Raw genomic sequence first — 19,122 nt, 5'->3', positions numbered from 1 at the left:
CTTTCGTAAATTTAATTGCAAATGGAAAATTGAGAATGGAGAATTAGAAGAACAAAACGCAGACGCGTTTTGAAAGGAATCGTCGCTTGAGCCCGGCGAAAGCGTTCCGACATTCTCCATTTTCCATTCTCAATTCTCCATTTATTTGCCTCAATCCTTCCCTTTTACATCCCACGAACGACCTTGACGAACCCATTTAAGCCCCAATCCTGTACACCCTCGCCATCCCTGAAAGAACGGAATCATCAGGATCGGGACGGTGTGGGCGCACAGGGCCGGGGCTGTTAATGAAAGGCGCGCAGCAGCCGGGAAACCGCCCCGCGCCCCCGCAGCACCACGTACCGCGCCGGGTACAAAAGCCACCAGACCCGGCAGTACAGACGGTACAGCGGGCTATCGCAGGAGATGTAGCGGCCGCCGCGCCAGAAGCCTTTGATGATGCCGATGATCTGGTCGGGGCGGATGCCGCGCTCGATGTGCCACTGGTTATCTCCCAGCATGTTATAGGTGCCGTCACGGTTGACCGACACCACGCGGTGCGTGATATATTTTCCCTCCGGCTCCCTTATAAACAGCGGAAAATCATACTTTTTTAAAATGCCGCCCGGCGCTGCGGTCAGGCAGACCTGATCTCTGCGATGGTGCAGCAAGGGCGCCATGCTGTTGCCGGTGATGGTGAAGATGACTTCGCCGTTTGCGGTTAGTTTTTCGGTGATGAGGGGGTGCAATAGCAACATATTCATTCTTTGTTTATTTATATAGTGCATTAATGATCACTAAGCCTTTCATACGCTACTTTTACTGCCTCCTCAGAAATATTGCACTTTAATTGATAGCACGGCACTGTCTTGATAAGCTGCTCAAACAGTGTTAATAAAAGCGCTACTTTATCCCTTTCCTTTGGAATTACTGTCTGACTTAAAAATTGGGGCAGTACGGTTCCGGGCGTCATTCTGACAATTTTATTCTCTTCTCCCTGCTGCAAAAAGCAAATTCCCTTTAGTGGTGCCGCCGTATTAATGGCCTGGCCTTCTTTACCGCACCAGGGGGTTCCATATGCGTAAAATTCATTGCCAGTCCAACAAATAATCGGTTTGTCACCATTGAGTATTTTTGCTCTTTCTTCAAAATAAGTACACCATAGATTAGCATGTGTTGTCTTTCCCGTTCCACTTTCCCCTGAAAAAGCGTAAGCGCTTCCATCCATCATCACGACTGCTGAATGAAAAAAGAATCCATTGTACTCAACCATCTTTTCACAAATTTTTCTGAAAAGGACATAGCTTTCACAAACGCCCAAGGAAAAACAAGCGCCAGCCTTTTTCTGTTCCTCTAAAATTTCATTTTTTGTAGCTGAAACCACAAACTCAGGCGTTCCACGGTCAAGATAGTCCTCACACTGTATTTTTACAGCTTCATACTCATGTCGCATGCCAATGCGCATATCCACCAATTTTATGATTAGCATATCAAAAGCCCCGCTTCGCTATTTTACAGCATTTCGCCATAAAGCAGCCGATTATTTCTGGCCATCGCCTTTAAATAATCTGTACATTTATCCGCCGATCCTGTTTCTGCCTGCAAAACTGCCGGACATTTTTGACAGTACGCATATTCTTCACAGTTCACACACTCCAAGCAGCCTTCTTCTTCTTTTACTTTCTCTTTTAAATCGAGCCAGGCTGTTTTAAAATCTGTTTCAAAAGGACTGGTATAAAATCCTGTAAAAAAGGCACAGGTGGTCATGAGTCCCTGGGCGTTGATAAAAAAGGAGCTTTTTCCCGCCGAACAGCGAAAGCACTTTTCTTTTCTGGGTTTGTCATCCCGTTCATATTTTGGCAACACGCCAGCGCTTTTAAACATCTTCTGTATTTCCAGTATGTCCTCCGCATTCATACGAACCGCTGTGTCCAGATTTTTACAATACCCTCTTTCTGGCCCCAGATATGGTGAAAAACGAAATTTTAAATGCTTTTGCCGGACATACTCCGCCATTTTAGCATAGTCGTTTTTTAAAGGGGCCATGGCGTTTGTCTTTACCGATACCGGTATATTGTCCTTGAGCAATTCGTCAATGGCTGCAAACACAGTGTAATAAGCGCCGCTTTGGCCGCAGGTGCTTTCATAACTCTTTTCCGACATGCCATACAATGAAATATCCACCCGGTCTGGCGGCCTCTTTTTTAAAAATGCTCTCTGTCTTTCCCCGATCAGTGAACCATTGCTGAAGATCGTTACCTTGGTTCCCATATCATAGGTTTTACAGTAAAGCTCTTCGAAATCTGGTCTTGTAAAAACCTCGCCACCTGTAAAGCAGACCACAAACATTCCCTGATCAGCAGCAGCCTGAATAATATCCAGCCATTCCTGGGTGCTTCTTTCGGCCATCGCCAAACTGCTCTGGCGGTCACAAACGTAGCAAAAGCTGCATCCAAAGTTGCACCGTTCAGTCAACTCAAAGGTGCCTGTAAGGGGAATTCCTTTTTGCGACGCCTTTTTCTGTAATTTTTCAAGCGCTTCCTGATACATCTGTCACATCTCCAAAAAACCAAACTCTGTCAAGCGTTTGATAAAGGCGTCCAGGTCCTGTTCCGCGGTTTCCCGATCCACATCGTAGACTTCCAGAATATTGGTCAGCATTTCTTCTTTCGTACCGCCTTTTTCCAGCTGCTTCCACAAAAAGCCGCCAATGCCTTCCAAGTTAATCATCCCTCTGAAATCAAGGGTGGTGCTGCCTGTGGGTACCACCACGGTTTCACCCACGATTTCTCTCAGATAAAAGCCTTCTTTTATTTTCATTTTTCCTCCCATATTGTCTTATATGCCAGCTGAACCGCCTGGGTATCTGGCCGGCATTTCATCTTATAAACTGGTATTTTTTCAGCCAGCTCGATTAAAAAATCCATCTGCTGTCTGCTCTGGTCAGGCGTACCGCTAAAAAGCTCGTTCTGCCGGTACAAAAGTCCAAAGGCCTCTCCCTGGCTGACGCGCGCTATGCTGTTTTCTGCCGCCTGCTCCAGGTATACGCCCGCTTTAAGCACGGCCCGGTCATTGGTGTTTACAAACTCACGGCCGCACCACGGCGTCCCGTAAACATAATACTGGTGATCGCTCCTCCGGATTGCAGGATGATCACCATTTAAGATCACGGCTTCATCTTTTCCAAAATACTGCTGCCAGAGCCGGCTCTGGGTGCTTTTTCCCACGCCGCTGGGCCCTAAAAACAGCACACACGCTCCCTCCAGCGCTGTTGCCGCGGCGTGCAGCGTACAGCCCCCAAGCTTTAGCAATATTCTCGAAAAAGCAAATCCTGTGTTAATGTACTCCATGTTTTCCATAGAAGCCTTGTAGGAATGCCGGTATACCGCTTCGTCATAATACATGACCTCCTTCAGACCGTCATCATCCTTTAAACGGCCGAAACGAAAGCGTCCGTTTTCCCGAATGAAAAGTCCCCGCCAGCCCTCGCCGACAGTGCTGATCCTCTGTTCATAGCCCGGGTAGTCCTGCCGCCCGACCACCCTGCCTTCCAGCTTGATGGGCGATTTTTTTCGGTTGATGATCTGGCATCGGGGGGCTTCCTCCCCCACCAGCCGGTACCTCTCAAGCTGCTGACCGAGGATTGAACCCAGGGCCTCGACTTCAATGGCGAGATCCGCAATTTTATAGTATCCCATACGTCTTTCCTCTCAACAGACAGAGGAATGGCCTTTTACGCCATTCCTCCCTGTGCCAATTTGTCATCAGTCGTTACCACATTCTAAATCCTGTCCTGATGCCATTATCTCAGTTATTTCAAACTCGACCACTTCAATTTTAGGTGTTTGATATTCCTGTTTCATGTTTTCCCTCCTAACTCAATAGATTGGCAGAGTACCAAGCCCCCTGCCAGGGCCAGAATTTTACGGTAAAATATTAGTTTGCCACTGTCATGGTCGCTGTCACCATATCGGAATAAAGCTTGACCTGCGCGCCGTTTTGATCACGGTAGACGAGATAGGCTCTGGCCGAGATCGTCTGGTCCACTGGAATATTGCGTAATGTTCTGGAATACTGTGCCGTGGCTGTTTGCAGCGTTGACGACTGAACCGTCACGCCCGTGCCCGGGTTATCGTAATTCAGCTCTTCCGTTGTGGCTGTGCCGTTTTTATAGATGAAACCACCCTCGACAAAGCTGCACCCGTCCGGTACCACCCGCTGGGCCATGAGCAGCATGCTGCCCGTGCCTCCCGCGCTACTGGCTGGGGTCACTTTGATGAAATCTTCCATATAGCAGAGCGCTGTCTGTTCAACAGCCACATCCGTCAGGACATAGGTGGCGATATATTTTGTGTTTTGCACAATATAGGAAGTGTAGACCGCATTGTAGTTGACGATGGGACCGCTTGTCTGCGCCAGATCGCCTGTCACTTTTTGCCAGCCGGCAAACTTCATGCCCGTTTTTTCCGAAGCGCGAATCGTAAAGCTTTTACCGAATCCTACTTCCACCTGTTCCGTTCCCGTTTGTCCATCAATGGTGCCGTCCACTACTGTCACTTTAACCGTACCATCATCCTTGTAAACTGGTATAAAGGTTCTGTCGGTGATTATCACCTCTGCCATCAGCTCGTCCACGGTGTAGACCTTGCCTGTAGCCTGATCCTGCCATCCTGTAAATTTTCGGCCTGCAACACTTGGCGCGTCTGGGCATTGTGTAATTTTGCCATTATCATCTATCTGCTGCCGTTCGATAAGGATTCCATTGGCAGCGTTAAAGATAACGGTGTGTTTGTCCACTACTTTTTCGATGTAATTGGCCATATAAACCTTTGGCGTTCCACCAATGATCGTTGCCATTGACGCGTTGGCGCTGGCGTTTGTATTGCTTGTTAAATCCAGCCAGTGGCTAAATTCATATCCGCTTGGCGCTTCGGCTGTTATGGTCACACGTTCTCCTGAGATGATTTCTTCACTAAAGTAGCTGTCACTGGCACTTGGTATCTTTGTGCCCATGCTGTTTACAACAGTGATTTTGCCGATACCGCCGACAATGGTCAGTCTTGTCTTTTCTTTGTCCACTGCCTGAGCTTTCAGATTGGCATCCGCTGTTACCACATATTGGGATTCAAGATCTGTCGCTACCTTTGTGGTATCCTGATACCATCCGGCAAAGTACTGATCTGTTACCAGAACATTATGTACTGCCTTTAAGGTAATCACATCCTTGGCGTAAACTTTTCCGTCTGCGGGTTTGACCACTTCAACACTTCCAAAGTAGCTGCCTGGCGTAATAGCAGGAGCTGCGGTAACCGTAACCGTCAACGGTTTGATTTCCGCCTTTCCGTCCGCCTGGATAAATGGATAAGCCGAGGCGTTGATGTCTGCATCGTAATTCCAATAGCCTGTTTCCTGATTATCGTTCAGCTTAACCGCAAACCGCGCTTTCTGCATATCTTCTTTGGTATAAGTATGCTCGGCTTCTTTGGTTTCTGCACCTTCGTAGTAGCTGTTTGTCAGCGTCCCTTTTTCGGTTTCTTTGACAAGGCCTGCGGTGCTGTTGGTAAAGCTGTTTTTGATGGTTCCGCTGTTGACGGCCGTCATTGTGCTTGTCTCTGGCCGCATGAAGATGGCGGCGTTGTTTTCGAGTGTTCCCTGATTGTCCTTAACCATCTGCGGGAAGGTTCCCGTAACCGTTAATTTTTCGATGACCGCGTTCTTGCCGACGGTTCCAAATAACGGTGAGGTTGAACTGTTGGTGTCAATGCCGTATCCATCGCCGTCGAAATGTCCGTTAAACGCGTTGGTCTTGCCGATCGGCGTCCAGGTATCGACTGTGATGTCATTCGTCAGCTTGTAGTATGCGTCGGCATAGTATTTTTCTACGCCTAATACGGTGTATTTTTCATTGGCTGCGATCTTTTGTGCCAGAACGCTCAGCTGTTCGGGTGTCGCGATGGTAAATGGCGTCGCTTTTTCGCCGTTGCCTTTATCAAAGCGGTCGGTCGGGTGATCGACGGTCCAAACACGGTTTCCGCCGTCCATGCTGATCTTCAAGGTCATATTGCTGCCGACAAAGGAGTTGTCGTCCGTCGTCTCTGCATTTGCTCTGATCTGGGTCGGCGCGGCTGCATCGTAGTCTTTAACTGCAACGCTGAAGAAGTTCGGGATTGGATTAGATGTCGTAAATTGGACTGTTTTGCCGTTTGCGACGGTTAATTTGCATCCGCCGACGCCGCTGCTCCCGTCCACAGTTCCTGTGAAGGTCGTATCGTTATTGACTAACAGGTTTACGCCTGCTTTCAACGTCCAGTCTTCCGTCACTTCATTTACTTGTGCCGGCACTGTCAGGGTATCGCCTGAAACGGCCGTATCCATGCCGGCATTGATGTTCCGCACGGCATTTCTGAGCTGGTTCTTTTCGGTTTCGACCCGGTAAGCGGGAACTGCACCGAAAAGGATACTGCTTCCTGCGTTCACGGTGACGGCGCAGTTTGTATTGTCGGGGCCGCCATTTGTTCCATAGCCGATCATTGCATTGGTCGCCGTATTATTGATATTAAAGGCGGACAGTGCCTGGCCTGGTTTGGGTGTGTCGTCCACGCGGATATCCACGCCGTCGTTTCCACCGTTAAAGATAATGATGTTTTCAATTTGTGGTGCCGCGTTCTCTGCGCTCTGCGCATATACCATTGTATTGTCGATCTTTATTTTCACATTGGTGCTGGCTTCCGCTGCAATCACGCCATAGATGTTTTCCTGACCTCCGCCTGGATTCTGGCCGATTAAGGTTGAATCCTCGATGGCTGCGTTAGTCCCATTCGCCTGATAGAGTGAAAGGGCTGCGTAGCCTTTGACGTAGGAGCCGTTTTTAATCGTCAGGCTGCTGTTTTCTGCTTTTTCTGTATCGATGGCGTAACCCCACGTATCAATGTGTGTGCCGTCGACGGTTAGATTATTATTTTTGCCGTTGAGGACAATGCCTTTGTTAAAGCCTTTGTCGTCTGTACCTTTTATTACTGTAGTGGCAACTGTAACGTTTCGGTTATCGCCGTCGACGGTGATACCGTGTTCCCGTTCCTCTGGCACATCCAGATAGCAGCCGGTAATGCTGTCTGCATCTTTGGTTACAGCCTGATTGCCTTTAAGCACAATGGTGCGCCCATAGTTTGCAAAGTCTGAAGCTCCTGCCGTCGTCTGTTTTGCGTAGCAGTTGGTGATAACTGCGTTGGCGGCGTCATCGACGATCACAGCGCCTTCTCTGCTGGTGCTCATCATACTGAGATTTTCTAATGTGGCGTCTGCCTTTACCAGCAGCTGTCCATTGATGACTGCGCCTGGTTTGGAGGCGCCGTCCTTGACCGGCTGGCTGTCGCCTAAGCCTTTAATGGTCAGCGCTTTGCCGATGGTGATAGCGTCTGCGCTGGTGTAGTCGGTTTGCGCCAGGTTGATGGTATCGCCTGCCTGGGCCTGGTTTTCGACGATGTCTTTTAAGACTGCGCCGCTTCCTGCTGCGTCTTCTTTGCCGTAGAAGGTGATTTCGGCGTTGTTCGGTAAGTCGCAGGTGATGGCGCCGCCGCTGCGCGGTGCGCCGTAGTATTGTCCTTTATAGACAACAATATTGCTCTTTGGTTCATAGCTGATCTCTGTCAGTATCTGAGCGCCTTCCGCAACTGTATTATCTTTAAGTGTGCAGGCATTGGCATTTTCATAGGTACCCAGGATACCGCCGATACCGACATTTAAGTCGCGCTGCTGGAATCCTTCAATCGGGTTGATGTTTTCGATTTTGATCGCGGTCTGTGCGCCGACGAAGCAGTTTGTGATCGTCGTGTGCTGTCTTGCGAAACCCACAATCCCGCCAATGTCACGGACACCGGCGATAACGCTTCCTTGTGATTCCTGCGGTAGTGCAGCATCAACCGTACAATTCTGAACGTCTGCCGTACTGGAGGCCTGTCCAATGATTGCGCCCGCCTTGTCGCCTTCACCGCCTGTAGCATCATTTACGCTGGCAATCGTGCTTCCGTCTACAGAACAGCCTGTGATTTTAGCTGTTTCTGCATCTGTTAATCCTGAAGCAATCCAGCCGATAATACCTGCTGTGTGGCCCTGGGCCTTAACCGTTGAGTTGATGACTTTGACATTCGTAATGGTCAAACCGCCAGCACCTCTGTTTGTGGTGGTCGCGCCAGCCAGAGCGCCGGCATTCTTTTTAGTCGTAATAATATTCGCGCCGTCAATGGTTAAATCTTTAACGGCTGCGCCATTATTAATAGCTCCGAACAAACCGACATTCGCCTTATGTGAATTGATGGATAAACCGGTAATACGATGGTTTGCTCCGTCAAAAGTACCTGAGAAGGCTTTTTCAGCATCTGTCTGGGCATAATTATCAAAACTGCCAATCGGTGTCCAGTTCCCATACGCGCTTAAATCCACATCCTCTGTCAGGGTAATGGTCTTGTCTGCAAAGGTATCCTTACCGGCGTTCACCTGATCGGCGATCCATTTCAGCTGTTTGGCGTTTGAAACTTCAATCTTACCGCCTTCGGGCTTCAGCAGATTGTACTGCACGTTTTCTTCTGTCAGCACATTTGATGCTTCCTGAGTATTGTTCCATGTAACCTGATCGACTGCTGTGCCGTCAAATTTCTGGCGCATACCGATCAGTTTTGTTTGTCCTGGAACGTTGGCACTCTCTCCTGTAACCCAGGTGATATCCTTAAAGTTAAAGGTGTTTTGGCCTGCCGCAGCCGTTTCTTCATACGGCTCCCCGCCTTCGTCATTAACGGTGGAGTAGATCAGCAGGTCGGTCTGGTTGGTTGCGCTCTTTTCAAAGCGGCAGTTGTTCAGCTCGATGGTACAGCCGTAGGGCCGGACGGTTAAGCCGTATTGGTAATGACCTGGATCTTCCCCATAGCTTGCATTAATGCCGGCATAAAACAGGGTGTTTTCCGCCTTAAAGGTCACGCCCTCGTAGTTTTCCTGGAGCGTCACGGTACCGTAGGCTTCGCCTGGGGTTCTATCTGAGGCATGATAGCCCATCAGCTTTGAATCTTTAACAATAATTTGGGTGTTGGTGGGCGTCTTGCCCTGGTCTTCATTTTTTAAGTCGCCGGCTGAGGTCATGATGGCCGCCCAGCCTGTGATGGTGGAGCTTTCGACGTTCAGCGTCTGGTTCTTATTTCTGACGCCGATGCCGTAGTATCGTTCCGCCTTGATGTCCGCGTTTTTGACGGTCAGGCTGTCGTTTTCGCCTTCCATGCGGATGCCGCAGGCGCCGGTAGCTGCAGTTGTATTGACAATTGTCATATTCTCCAATGTCGCCCCTGCGCCGCCTTTGGTAACTACCACGCCGTTCCTTTCACCGGCGGCCGTTTCTGCGTCCATATTTTTGACGGTGACGTCTTTTGCGGTGATCGTGATCTTGCCATCAAGCTTGGTCGCATAAGTTGCTCCGGCTTTGGCCGCGCCCTCAAGGGTTAAGGCTTTGTCGATGGTGATGCTTTCTGTAAAGGTCTTACCTTCCAGTCTTAAGACGTCGCCCGCCTGTGCGTTTGCGATGGCGTCGGTGATGGTGGTATAGCCGTCCACGTCATTGCCGCCTCTTGAGATAACGACTGGCGCGCTGAGCTGTGTCATCGCTTCGTCCAGGTAGTACGGTACTTTCCGGACGAGATCGCCGGTATATTCAGCTTTAAAATCTTCGGTTGGTTTTTCTGTTGAATCCGCGTCCTGAACATGCGGCAGGGTCCCGGCTGCTTCTTCTCCAAACTGGTAATAGTTCTTGGAGAGGTCAAAGCTGCCCGTGTTCTTTGTCGGACTCAGCTCAAACGCGTAGCGCGTGTTGATGAATTTGTTATTTTTTATCGAGATATTTTCCGGATTGTCGCCTTTGATATTGTCGACGCCAATCCCACGGTTTGCGCCCTTAAAGGTATTGCCCTCAATTTTGACGCTTCCGCTTTCCGCCACAACGCTCAGCACGCTGGTGCGGCCGTCGCCATCAATGGTTTCCTGACCAATGTTAAAGGCATTGCCGGTCACTTCGCTGCCTTTGCCCAGTGAGGTAATGCACACACGGTAGGGGACGTCCACGACATTGTCCTTGAAGATGACCGTCGCCTTTGGATTTCCGCCGCCGTAGATTAAATTGTGGCCGTTAATGCCTTCTGCTCCGGTGAAATGACAGTTTTCAACGGTCAGTGTGCCCTCGCCGCTAAAGTTGATCGCGGACTGTTTTGGCTGTGTCACTCTGATTTCGAGGTCCTTTAAAGCGGCGTTTTTACCCTCGCCCATCAGGATCATCGTGTTTTGATCTCCGTGGCCGCCTTTTGGTTCTTCATTGCAGGTTAAAACGGTTTGCTGTCCGCCTTCGGTGCTGCCGACCAGGGTGACGTTTTTACTTAGGGTGATACGATTATCTTTTAAATCATAGGTTTCCGCTGGAATCAGGATGGTGTGGCCGTCTTTTGTCTCATTAGCATCAATCGCTGCCTGAATGGTTTCAAAGAACGCGCCCGTATCCTGATTGACGACCATTTTCTGCCAGTTTTCAGACGGACCGCCGACCAATGGACCGGCATTGTCTTCCTCAGATGAGGTTACTTCCGCTTCCGCGCTGCATCCGCCAAGCTTATTGCCTGCGTATGCGACGCGCCCGATAAGGCCGCCGGCGTAGATCGCTTTTCCGCTTTCGGCGCCTTCGCCTGTCGCAGTAACCGTATTGAGGTAGCTGCCATTGTCGGCTACTTTACAGTTAATATAGACATTTTCTGCATTACTGTTACCCACCATGCCGCCGACGTCGCGGACGCCGGTCACGGCGCAGCCGGTTACGGTACAATCCTTGATCTTATAGCCTTTTTCGCCGATAAAGCCAATGAGCCCGCCGGCTTTGTCGCCGTTATCGTTATCGTTCAGCGCCACGGCTGTAACTGTTACATGATCAGCGCTGCAGTTTTCAACACTGCTGTAGATATAACCCGCCATCGCGCCGGCAAAATGATTGGCCTTGACGGTGACGTTTCTTACCGTGACATTCTTAATACTTTCCTTGCTGACAATACTGCCGACCAACGCGCCAGCGCTCTTACGCGCCGTAATGGACGCCTGGTCGATCGTCACGTTTCCAATACCTTTGTCAGTCTTTACGCAGCCAAAAAGCCCTGCGTTATCCAGCTCTGGATTATCGATCGTTAAATTCTTAATGGTCTTGCCGTTCCCGTCAAAGGCTCCTGCAAAAGGATGCTCTGCGGTGCCGATGGGCTGCCAGGCTTCGCCTTTGAAATCCATGCCGTTTTCGTCTAAGCTGTCTGCCAGTTTGATGGTGATGCCCTGGCTGTTCAGTGCGCCGGAATTGATCTGTCCGGCTAACCAGTACAGCTCTGCTGGCTCGCTGACGGTGTAGGTCTTATTGAGCCCTGCTTTTACTTCTTTGCCGATATTGGCGGTCTGTACGCCCACTACCGCAGTACCGTCTGCCTTGACACGATCTTTGTTATAATCGTAGGCAAAATATTTTTCTGCGGTAATTTTTCCGCCGTCAAAACCTTCGCAGCCTGTCAGCTTAACGGATGCGTCGAGCTTGAGATTGACGGCGAGCGCGCCGCCTGCTTTCAGGCTATCAAGCGTGGGGGCGTTTTTCCCCTGCACGGTTAAGGTTCCGTCTAAAACGGTATTGCTCTGGCCTTTTAAGGTGAGCGTCTTGTTGTCGATGGTTATTTCTTCCTTGTAGGTACCCGACGGTATGGAGATGGTTTGTTTATTCTTTGCTTCCTTTACCGCGTCCGCAATGGTGACATAGGTTCTTTTGGTGTTTTCATTTTTGATCATGGAATTTTCATTTGTCCATGCCGCGCCATTTTCGCCGACGCCGCTCTCCACATAGCCCTCCGGCGCGTCGACTGTAATATCAGATCCGTCGGCATAGTAATGATCCGAGAAGATCTGATATTTTTCTTTTAAGACAGATTCCGGTTCAGCCAAAAGTGTGAAGCTTGCCGGGTTCGTGATACCGCTTCCCTGATCCACGTTCACGCCATACCAGCCATTGCCGCTGGTGTACAGGCCGCCTGCGGTTACGGTAGAACCGTTGACCACGATGCCTGCGGCGGCGTTGTCTTTGGCGGTGATGTTGTTTAAGGTCACATTTTCTGCCTGAACAATGTTAATGCCGTGTCCGTTGGCAGTGACACTTCCTGTTATTTTTCTTGCACCCTGAACAGTTAAGTTTTCTAAGGTCACGTCCTTTGTATTTTCAATTAAAATCAATGAAGCTGTTTCTCTGTCTGTCGCCTGCCCTTCTTTAGGGAACCACGCATCGCCGCGGGTGATGACGACGGTTTTATTGTCTTCCCCTTTAATCGTAACTGGCTTATTGATTTTAAGCGTCTGGTAGAGATTATGTGTCCCTTCCTTAACAACAATCGTATCATTTGCGGCCGCGTCGTCAATGGCTTCCTGAATATCTTGATATTCTTTGTCGCCGTTTAGCGCAATGATATCATAGAACGGCAAAGGCTTTGCCGCGCCCTCTGCCGGCTGATAAACAGAAGTCGATGTCTCGTCGATCATCGTTTTAGCCTTAACGTCCGCTATGGCTTTTGAAACACTGCCTGATTTGTTGCCATAATCACTCACTTCAAAGCCTGAATTGATTGTCCCGGTTACGTCGATAAAACGCGCATTTTTCAGGTTAACGCTTTTGATCGTTTCTGCATTTTCAATACTTAAAAGAGTTTGATCAAACGAGCCGGTTTTACCGTTGGTAATGGTCGAATCGGTGATATTTAAAACATTATCATAAGTTTGAAAAACAGGATCTTGACCTTGATTTGCAGCCGGCCAGTCATAATTCAACATGATGGTGGTAAACGCATTCGCAGAGCCTGCCGCACCTTCTACCGTGTTGATTCCTTTTAATACAGAACCATTTTGAATATTGTAGGTACCATAGCTGGCCCAGATATTAAAAGCGGCCCAGCCGTAAATGGTCGAATGGTCTACTGTGACGTTCAGCCCTGCGGCATCGGCAAGTCTTTTTCCGTCGACTATTTGCTCAGTCCCGTAGACATTCACAGCATATTTAAAACCTTTAATTTCGCTTTCTTTTTCAATTTGGACGGTTACGTCTTTTGGATTGAGAAGCGCTATTCCTCGAGTATCAGTGCTTCCCCATTTTTCTTCGTATTCCCGATTGAGGCCGTTTAAAATTTTGCTGCCGTTCGTCAAAGTAACGGCTGACCCCTGGTGCTGTCCGTCGCCAAAATTGATTCCTCGCATCTCGGCGCTGAATTCGAAATCCATGATGGTATTATCCAGCGTAATCTGCGCTTTATAAAGATTGTCATTAGTCGAATCTGATAAACTGCCAACATGAACGCCGCGTTGATTCTCACCATTACCAGTAACTTTCAAACCTTTTAATGTGAGCGCGGTGCCGGATTCTTCTGTTCCGTCTAAAATAAAGATACGTTCTGCTGAGGACGTAATCTTATATTTTTGACCATCGCCGTCAAACGTTAAAGCTTTATTGCCATATTGTATTGTCTGCACGGTCGTGATATCCTGCTGAAGTTTTATGACGCTGCCTGTCGGCGCTTCTTCTACAGCCGTATTGATATCGTCATAGTTTGCGATAAACTTTCCATCCGCGCCGGTTACCGCAATGGGCTTTGCAACGTCGTTTTCATTATTCAGCACATTACTCGGCGGGGCCGTCTGCAATAACGCCGGCCGCTCCTGCCTTAACGAATTATCTGTCGCATTTTCTTCTGTCGTCCCTGTTTCCTCATCCACCGGTGTCGGCGCCACGACGGCCGGTGCTGGTTCGTCTGCGGACTGTTCTGCCGGGGCTTCGACGCTATTTGTCGTCTCGCCGGCCGGAGCGGTTAGTTCTTCCGCAAACACTGAGAAATTCATGGACATGAATACCATCAATACTGTGAGCAGCATTGACATGGTCCGTTTTAATTTAGACTTTCTCACTTTCTTTACCTCCTGTTTGAATCCCTGATCCCGTAGACTTCTTTACATTTTAGTTTCCGGCGACACCTCTCTATCTTAACGTAAATTTAATTATTATATCGTACACTATGTACGATTTGGGCTAAGAAATGGGCGGAGAAATAGGCGTTCCTCCGCGATCACAAAAAGTTTTATATTCTAGAGTTGCCATCTCTGAATACCAGAATAAAAGTGCTATGCTGCGTAAGCTAAGAAGTCGTGAATTTACTCGTGAAATAGTACCATTTCACGAGTTTCAAGCGCTAAGTCCCTTATCTAAACCATTCTGATAGATTCCGACCATTTTTTTGACCACTTTTATTTTTCTTTATCTATTGGATTTTCTGATATTTTATTCATTTCGATGCGGTCTTGTTCTGTCAGAGGATGGATATAGCGTTTTAGTGTAATCGCAATATTGGAGTGCCCCAGCAGTCTGCTCAGCACAGACAGCTGCATGTTTTTACTGGCGGCCCTTGTGGCAAAGGTGTGTCTTAAAATATGAAAATTTCTTTTTTTGATGCCCGCATTTTTTAAGACACCTGCAAAATAAGCTTGATAAACTCTTGGATCAATAAAAGATCCTTTTTTACTCGAAAAAACAAACTCTCCCTTCACAGAAAGGCTGCTCTCATAGTCCTTCAGCAAAGAATAAATCTCTTGATTCATCGGTATGGTCCTCTCAGAGCAATAGGATTTTGTCCCTTCAAAAACCATTTCTGTTTTCCTGCCGTTCTCTCCAGAGGCGTTAACGCGATGCACCGCGTCGCGCACCATCAGTGTTTTTTCCTCAAAATCAAGATCGCACCACCGAAGCGCGGCTAGTTCTCCAATCCGTATTCCTGTTTTTAACGTCAGCAGAACAGCCGTCGCCTTTACCTTATCCTGATCATAGAACAGAGCTTTCTCAAGCTTCAGATATTCATCCTTGTTAAAAACATCCGTTTTTCTTTTTCTTGTCGCGGGAATACTTACCTCCTTACAGGGATTGGCTGTGATCATCCCTGATTTCACAGCCTGTTTGAGTGCAGAGGATAATATCGAGATATGGCGCCTGACCGTTGCGCTCGACAGTGCCGTTCGGTGTTGATTTAATTTGGTTTTGACATAATCCTGAATGACTTCATTCGTCAATTCGTGCAGCCTGTAATCACCCATCGCGGGAATCAGATGGTTCTTTATAACACTGTCATATTGTGCATAAGAGGATTTTTTAATTTCTGGTTTCTTGCCAACTTCGAGCCACTCTACCAGCCATTCCCGCAAAAATAAAGAATGCTCCTCAGAGTTTATAATTTCCTTTTCTCTGAATTTTTCAGTGATGACACCGCCGGAATTTTTACGCCTTCTGTTCTTTCTTAAGACCCTTTGCAGTTCAACTTCTTCAAAATTTTCTTTTTCGCAACATTCTAATTTTTCAACTACCTTTTGATAAGTTTTCGCATACAAATACCGATAGACCGCCTTACCATAAATATTTTTATAGCCCACAATACACCGCGCTTCATAACGCCCGTCCGCTCTTTTTCTTACATTTTTACGGTAGCTCTTCATACTGTTTTCCTCCCTTGTACGACCATCTTTTTGACCATACTATGGTCAATTATATCTAAAATAAAGGGTAAGAAATGGATTTATATGGTGTTTTTTTTATTTTGCGCGTAAAAAAGTGCGTGCATTTATTTTTTAAAGGTGATATAATATCCCCATCTAGTTGTTTTAATAGTTTTTTTATCAAAATTTGGAATATATCGCACTCGTGAAATGGTACTATTTCACGAGTTTTTTCTTTTTTGCACAAGTTTTTACCTTGAAAATGAAGCTTTATTTTCAAACGTTGTATTTGAATGATAAGCAATAAAAAAGCGGTATACGCTGTTTTAACGTATACCGCTACATTTTGTGTTTTTTACTTTTACTATCTATTTACTTTCTATATATATCATCCCGTTCAATTCTGATAATCAGCCTTTCCTCACACCCCATTCCGACTCGTTGCCACCACCTGTATGCTGTCGGCGATGGTATAGGTCTGACCAACGGCCACCAGCTGGTCGTATTTATCATAATATTTTTGCTTAAAATAGAACACGGGTGTGCTCTCTGAGATACTCAGGGCGTTGATAATGTCCTGGGTTGGGCGGATCATGCGGATCTCGAGGGTTTTGTTGATTTCCTTTTCCAGAAAATAGTCGATCCGGCGCAGGTTGTCGTAATAAAACATTTTCTTGGTGTCACCGCTGAAGTGATGCAGGAGATATTTAATATCATAGGACACCGGCGCGTCGAGATAAGAATTGAAGGTCCGGCGGATTTTAATGGTCTGGATCTGCTCGCTGCTCTGGCTGTCAAATTCCTCCAGGCCGTTAAAATCAAAAATCTGGGAAATACTCAGGATCTTGGTGTCCAGAATGGTTTCCTTAATATTGGTGATCTCGTTAAAAAACATATGAAACAGGTCGTTTTCGCTTTCCTTCACATAGCAGCCGGAGCGCTCCCGGGTTTCGATATAGCCTTCGTTGGACAGGATCGACAGGCTGTTGCGCACGGTGATGCTGCTCACGTTGTATATTTTGGTCATTTCCTTGATGGAGGGCAGCTTATCCCCTGCCACCAGATTGTTATTGATGATCTTGTTTTTTATGTCCTCTACGATGTTTTCATACTCTTTCACAAGGGTCCCTCCTACTCTGTCCTGGCAAAAAACCGTGTTTTATCCGGCAGGATGTAAAGCTTGCCCCATCCAAAGGGCAGACCGCTCTGGTCGTAGACGTTAAGCTCGACAAGCATCAGGATACTGCCCACTGGAATGCGCAGTTTTTCGGCCACATCTGCGTCGGCGTTGACGCCTTTAATCCTCAGGTCCTGGTACATCTCATAGACAGAAATCTTGTTCTTAACCAGATCTGAAAAATCCTTATATTTCAGGCTTTTTTCTGAAATATTGATCCCTGCAAAGTAGGGCAGATATTTTTCATCATAGGCGATGGGCAGCCCATCCTCATAGATCAGCCACTTCAAGGCCACGACTCTTTCATTGGGGGCGATGTTCAGGTTATAGACCATGTAAACGTCTGGCGTTACAAGACTTGAGGAGATCAGCTTGGCCTCGTCATAGCCATTGTTAAAAATGGTTTTACAACTGTAGCGCATGGAAAACTTATTTTTCTTAACATTTTTGATGTAGTTGCCCTTCCCCTGAATGGAGTAAAGATGCCCTTCCGAGAGTAAGACTGAAATCGCCTTCCGGACGGTTATCCGGCTGGCGCCATACTCGGCGCAGAGGGCAGTCTCTGAGGGCAGCGGGTCGTTATCCTTGTAAACATTGGTGGATATTTTATGCTTGATGCTCTCAATGATTTCTTCGTACTTAAATTTAGAATTGCTCATTGCTTCTTACCCTGTCTTTTTTCGTTAAACAGCTTTTTCAGGCGGATACACTCGGTCACGCCATCCTTGGCGGTCTTGGCAAAGGCATCGGCACCGGAGATGGCCGCGATGTCGATATTGACCATGGCGCCGCCGATAATGGTGGTGATGTCCTTTGTCTCGGGGTCGCCCTTGAGCAAATCGATGGCCCGCTGAATGGCGCCAACGGTGTTGGTCAGTACTGCGCTGATGCCGATAATGCTGGGATGGCAGCGTTTTGCCTCCTCCACAAAACGCCCGGCCTGCACATCTACCCCCAGGTCGATGACGTTAAAACCGACTGAAACGGCCAGGGAGTGGAAGATCGTTTTTCCGATATCATGGATATCGCCTTCGATGGTTCCCAGCAGAATGGTGTCGGCAAAAACCTCCTCCTGCTGGTTTGCCGGAAACTGCATTCCCTCCATGTTTAAAATATCCTCAAAAATAACGCCGGCCATCATCAGGTCCGAGATGCTGTATTCCCCGCGTTCGTAAAGCAGTCCCACTTTGTCCAGACCGTCATTGACGGCGTTGACAATTTCCATAGGGGCAGCCCCGAGATCCAGCGCCCGCTCCACAATGCGGGTCACCATTTCATCTTCCAGCTCTACGACTTTTTCGGTCAATGCTGCTAAGTTCATTCGCTTGCCTCCTGTATATCATATTATTTATATGCTCAAATTTGTTCTTTATTTTTACTGATTATATCATAATTTAGAATTCATTGACACCGCAAAGCCTTTTCTGCCACCTCTGCTTTGTCATTTTCCATTTTTACCCTTTGCCTTTGCTCTCGATATACTGCATATAGACAATGGCGCTGACGGATATGACCATCCCGATGATCTGAACGGCGGAGAGCCTCTGTCCATAGAGAAAGAACCCCGCGGCCGCCGCGACAGTCGGCTCCAGGACATAGGTCATGGAGGTGTAGGATGCGTCGATAAAGTTATAAGCCGCCGTGGTGGCGCCGTATGAAATGGCGACATTGATAAAGTACAGCAGCAGCACAAGCCACAGTGCAGCGCCGTGCTGGACGGTCATACTCCCCAGCTCCCTAAAAAGATCCGGAATCGAATAATTAAAGGAGTAAACGATCATGGCGCCCAGACAGGTGTAGGTCTGGACCACATAAAAGGGGATCTCTTTTTGTATATGAAAATAGTCGATGGTATAGGCAAAGGCCAGGCTTACGGTTACTGAGACGCCCCAGAAAATGCCGGCTGCCGTGACATCGCCGTCTCCGCCTGAGAATATTTCCAGGACAAAGAGGATTCCGACCAGGCTGATCAGGCAGCAGACTACCTTTTTAACTGTAATTTTTTCGTTAAAAAACAAACGCATCAGAAGCACCAGCACGACGGCGTTGGAGAAATTAAACAGTGAGGTGATGGCCAGAGGCAGGCTCTCGATTGCCCTTACATAAGTATAATTGTAGGTGGCGTACAGGATGCCCCCGCTCACACAGATGGTGGTCAGGTACAAAAGCTTATTTTTTAAGATCAGGCTTTTAGGATTTTTGATCAGCGCCACTGAGAAAAAGCATATAAAAACAAAGAAGGGCGTTAAAATCGTCCGGCCGCTTTCACTCAGACCAATGAAATCAAAATAATTAAAGAAGATTCCAAAGATGCCGGTCGTAACCGCGCCGGCGCAGCCTAAGAGAATCCCTGCCATCGGTTTTCTGTTTTTAAAAAGCTCCATTTGCTCACCTTATCCGCACCA

At 47.8% G+C, this 19,122-nt stretch carries 11 protein-coding genes; all 11 read right to left on the bottom strand.

Going from position 1 to position 19,122, the window contains the following annotated elements; translation table 11 throughout:
• Window positions 1–284: 284 nt before the first annotated feature.
• Window positions 285–737 carry a S24/S26 family peptidase gene (locus tag DW091_RS02655; RefSeq protein WP_224168727.1) on the bottom strand — a complete coding sequence of 151 codons (453 nt, stop codon included), beginning with the start codon at window positions 735–737 and terminating at the stop codon, window positions 285–287.
• A 29-nt stretch (window positions 738–766) separates the two neighbouring features.
• Window positions 767–1,444: a hypothetical protein gene (locus DW091_RS02650; RefSeq protein WP_147365269.1), complete on the bottom strand. Its 678-nt coding sequence runs from the start codon at window positions 1,442–1,444 to the stop codon at window positions 767–769.
• A 47-nt stretch (window positions 1,445–1,491) separates the two neighbouring features.
• A complete protein-coding gene (locus DW091_RS02645; protein ID WP_118517334.1) occupies window positions 1,492–2,529 on the bottom strand; it encodes a radical SAM protein in 1,038 nt (345 codons plus the stop codon).
• Between the two features lie 3 nt (window positions 2,530–2,532).
• Entirely contained in the window at window positions 2,533–2,799 is a 267-nt protein-coding gene (locus tag DW091_RS02640) for a PqqD family protein (protein WP_118517333.1), read from the bottom strand.
• On the bottom strand, window positions 2,796–3,677 hold the full coding sequence (locus tag DW091_RS02635) for a hypothetical protein (RefSeq protein WP_118517332.1): 882 nt from the start codon (window positions 3,675–3,677) through the stop codon (window positions 2,796–2,798). The genes DW091_RS02640 and DW091_RS02635 overlap by 4 nt, the downstream gene beginning before the upstream one ends.
• 238 nt (window positions 3,678–3,915) lie before the next feature.
• Complete coding sequence (locus DW091_RS02630; protein WP_118517331.1) at window positions 3,916–13,968, bottom strand: InlB B-repeat-containing protein; 10,053 nt, start codon at window positions 13,966–13,968, stop codon at window positions 3,916–3,918.
• A gap of 336 nt (window positions 13,969–14,304) precedes the next feature.
• Window positions 14,305–15,540: a tyrosine-type recombinase/integrase gene (locus DW091_RS02625; protein WP_118517330.1), complete on the bottom strand. Its 1,236-nt coding sequence runs from the start codon at window positions 15,538–15,540 to the stop codon at window positions 14,305–14,307.
• Between the two features lie 421 nt (window positions 15,541–15,961).
• On the bottom strand, window positions 15,962–16,660 hold the full coding sequence (locus tag DW091_RS02620) for a GntR family transcriptional regulator (RefSeq protein ID WP_058695544.1): 699 nt from the start codon (window positions 16,658–16,660) through the stop codon (window positions 15,962–15,964).
• Between the two features lie 11 nt (window positions 16,661–16,671).
• Window positions 16,672–17,376, bottom strand: coding sequence for a GntR family transcriptional regulator (locus DW091_RS02615; protein ID WP_058695545.1), 705 nt, complete (start codon window positions 17,374–17,376; stop codon window positions 16,672–16,674).
• Complete coding sequence (locus DW091_RS02610) at window positions 17,373–18,038, bottom strand: cobalamin-dependent protein (RefSeq protein ID WP_118517329.1); 666 nt, start codon at window positions 18,036–18,038, stop codon at window positions 17,373–17,375. Before DW091_RS02610 ends, DW091_RS02615 begins: the two co-directional genes overlap by 4 nt.
• 133 nt (window positions 18,039–18,171) lie before the next feature.
• Window positions 18,172–19,101, bottom strand: coding sequence for a DMT family transporter (locus DW091_RS02605; protein ID WP_118517328.1), 930 nt, complete (start codon window positions 19,099–19,101; stop codon window positions 18,172–18,174).
• Between the last annotated feature and the right edge of the window lie 21 nt (window positions 19,102–19,122).

It is taken from the genome of Eubacterium sp. AM05-23, from assembly GCF_003477535.1.
Taxonomy (GTDB): Bacteria; Bacillota; Clostridia; order Eubacteriales; family Eubacteriaceae; genus Eubacterium; species Eubacterium maltosivorans.
This window is presented reverse-complemented; position numbering and strand designations above follow the sequence as displayed.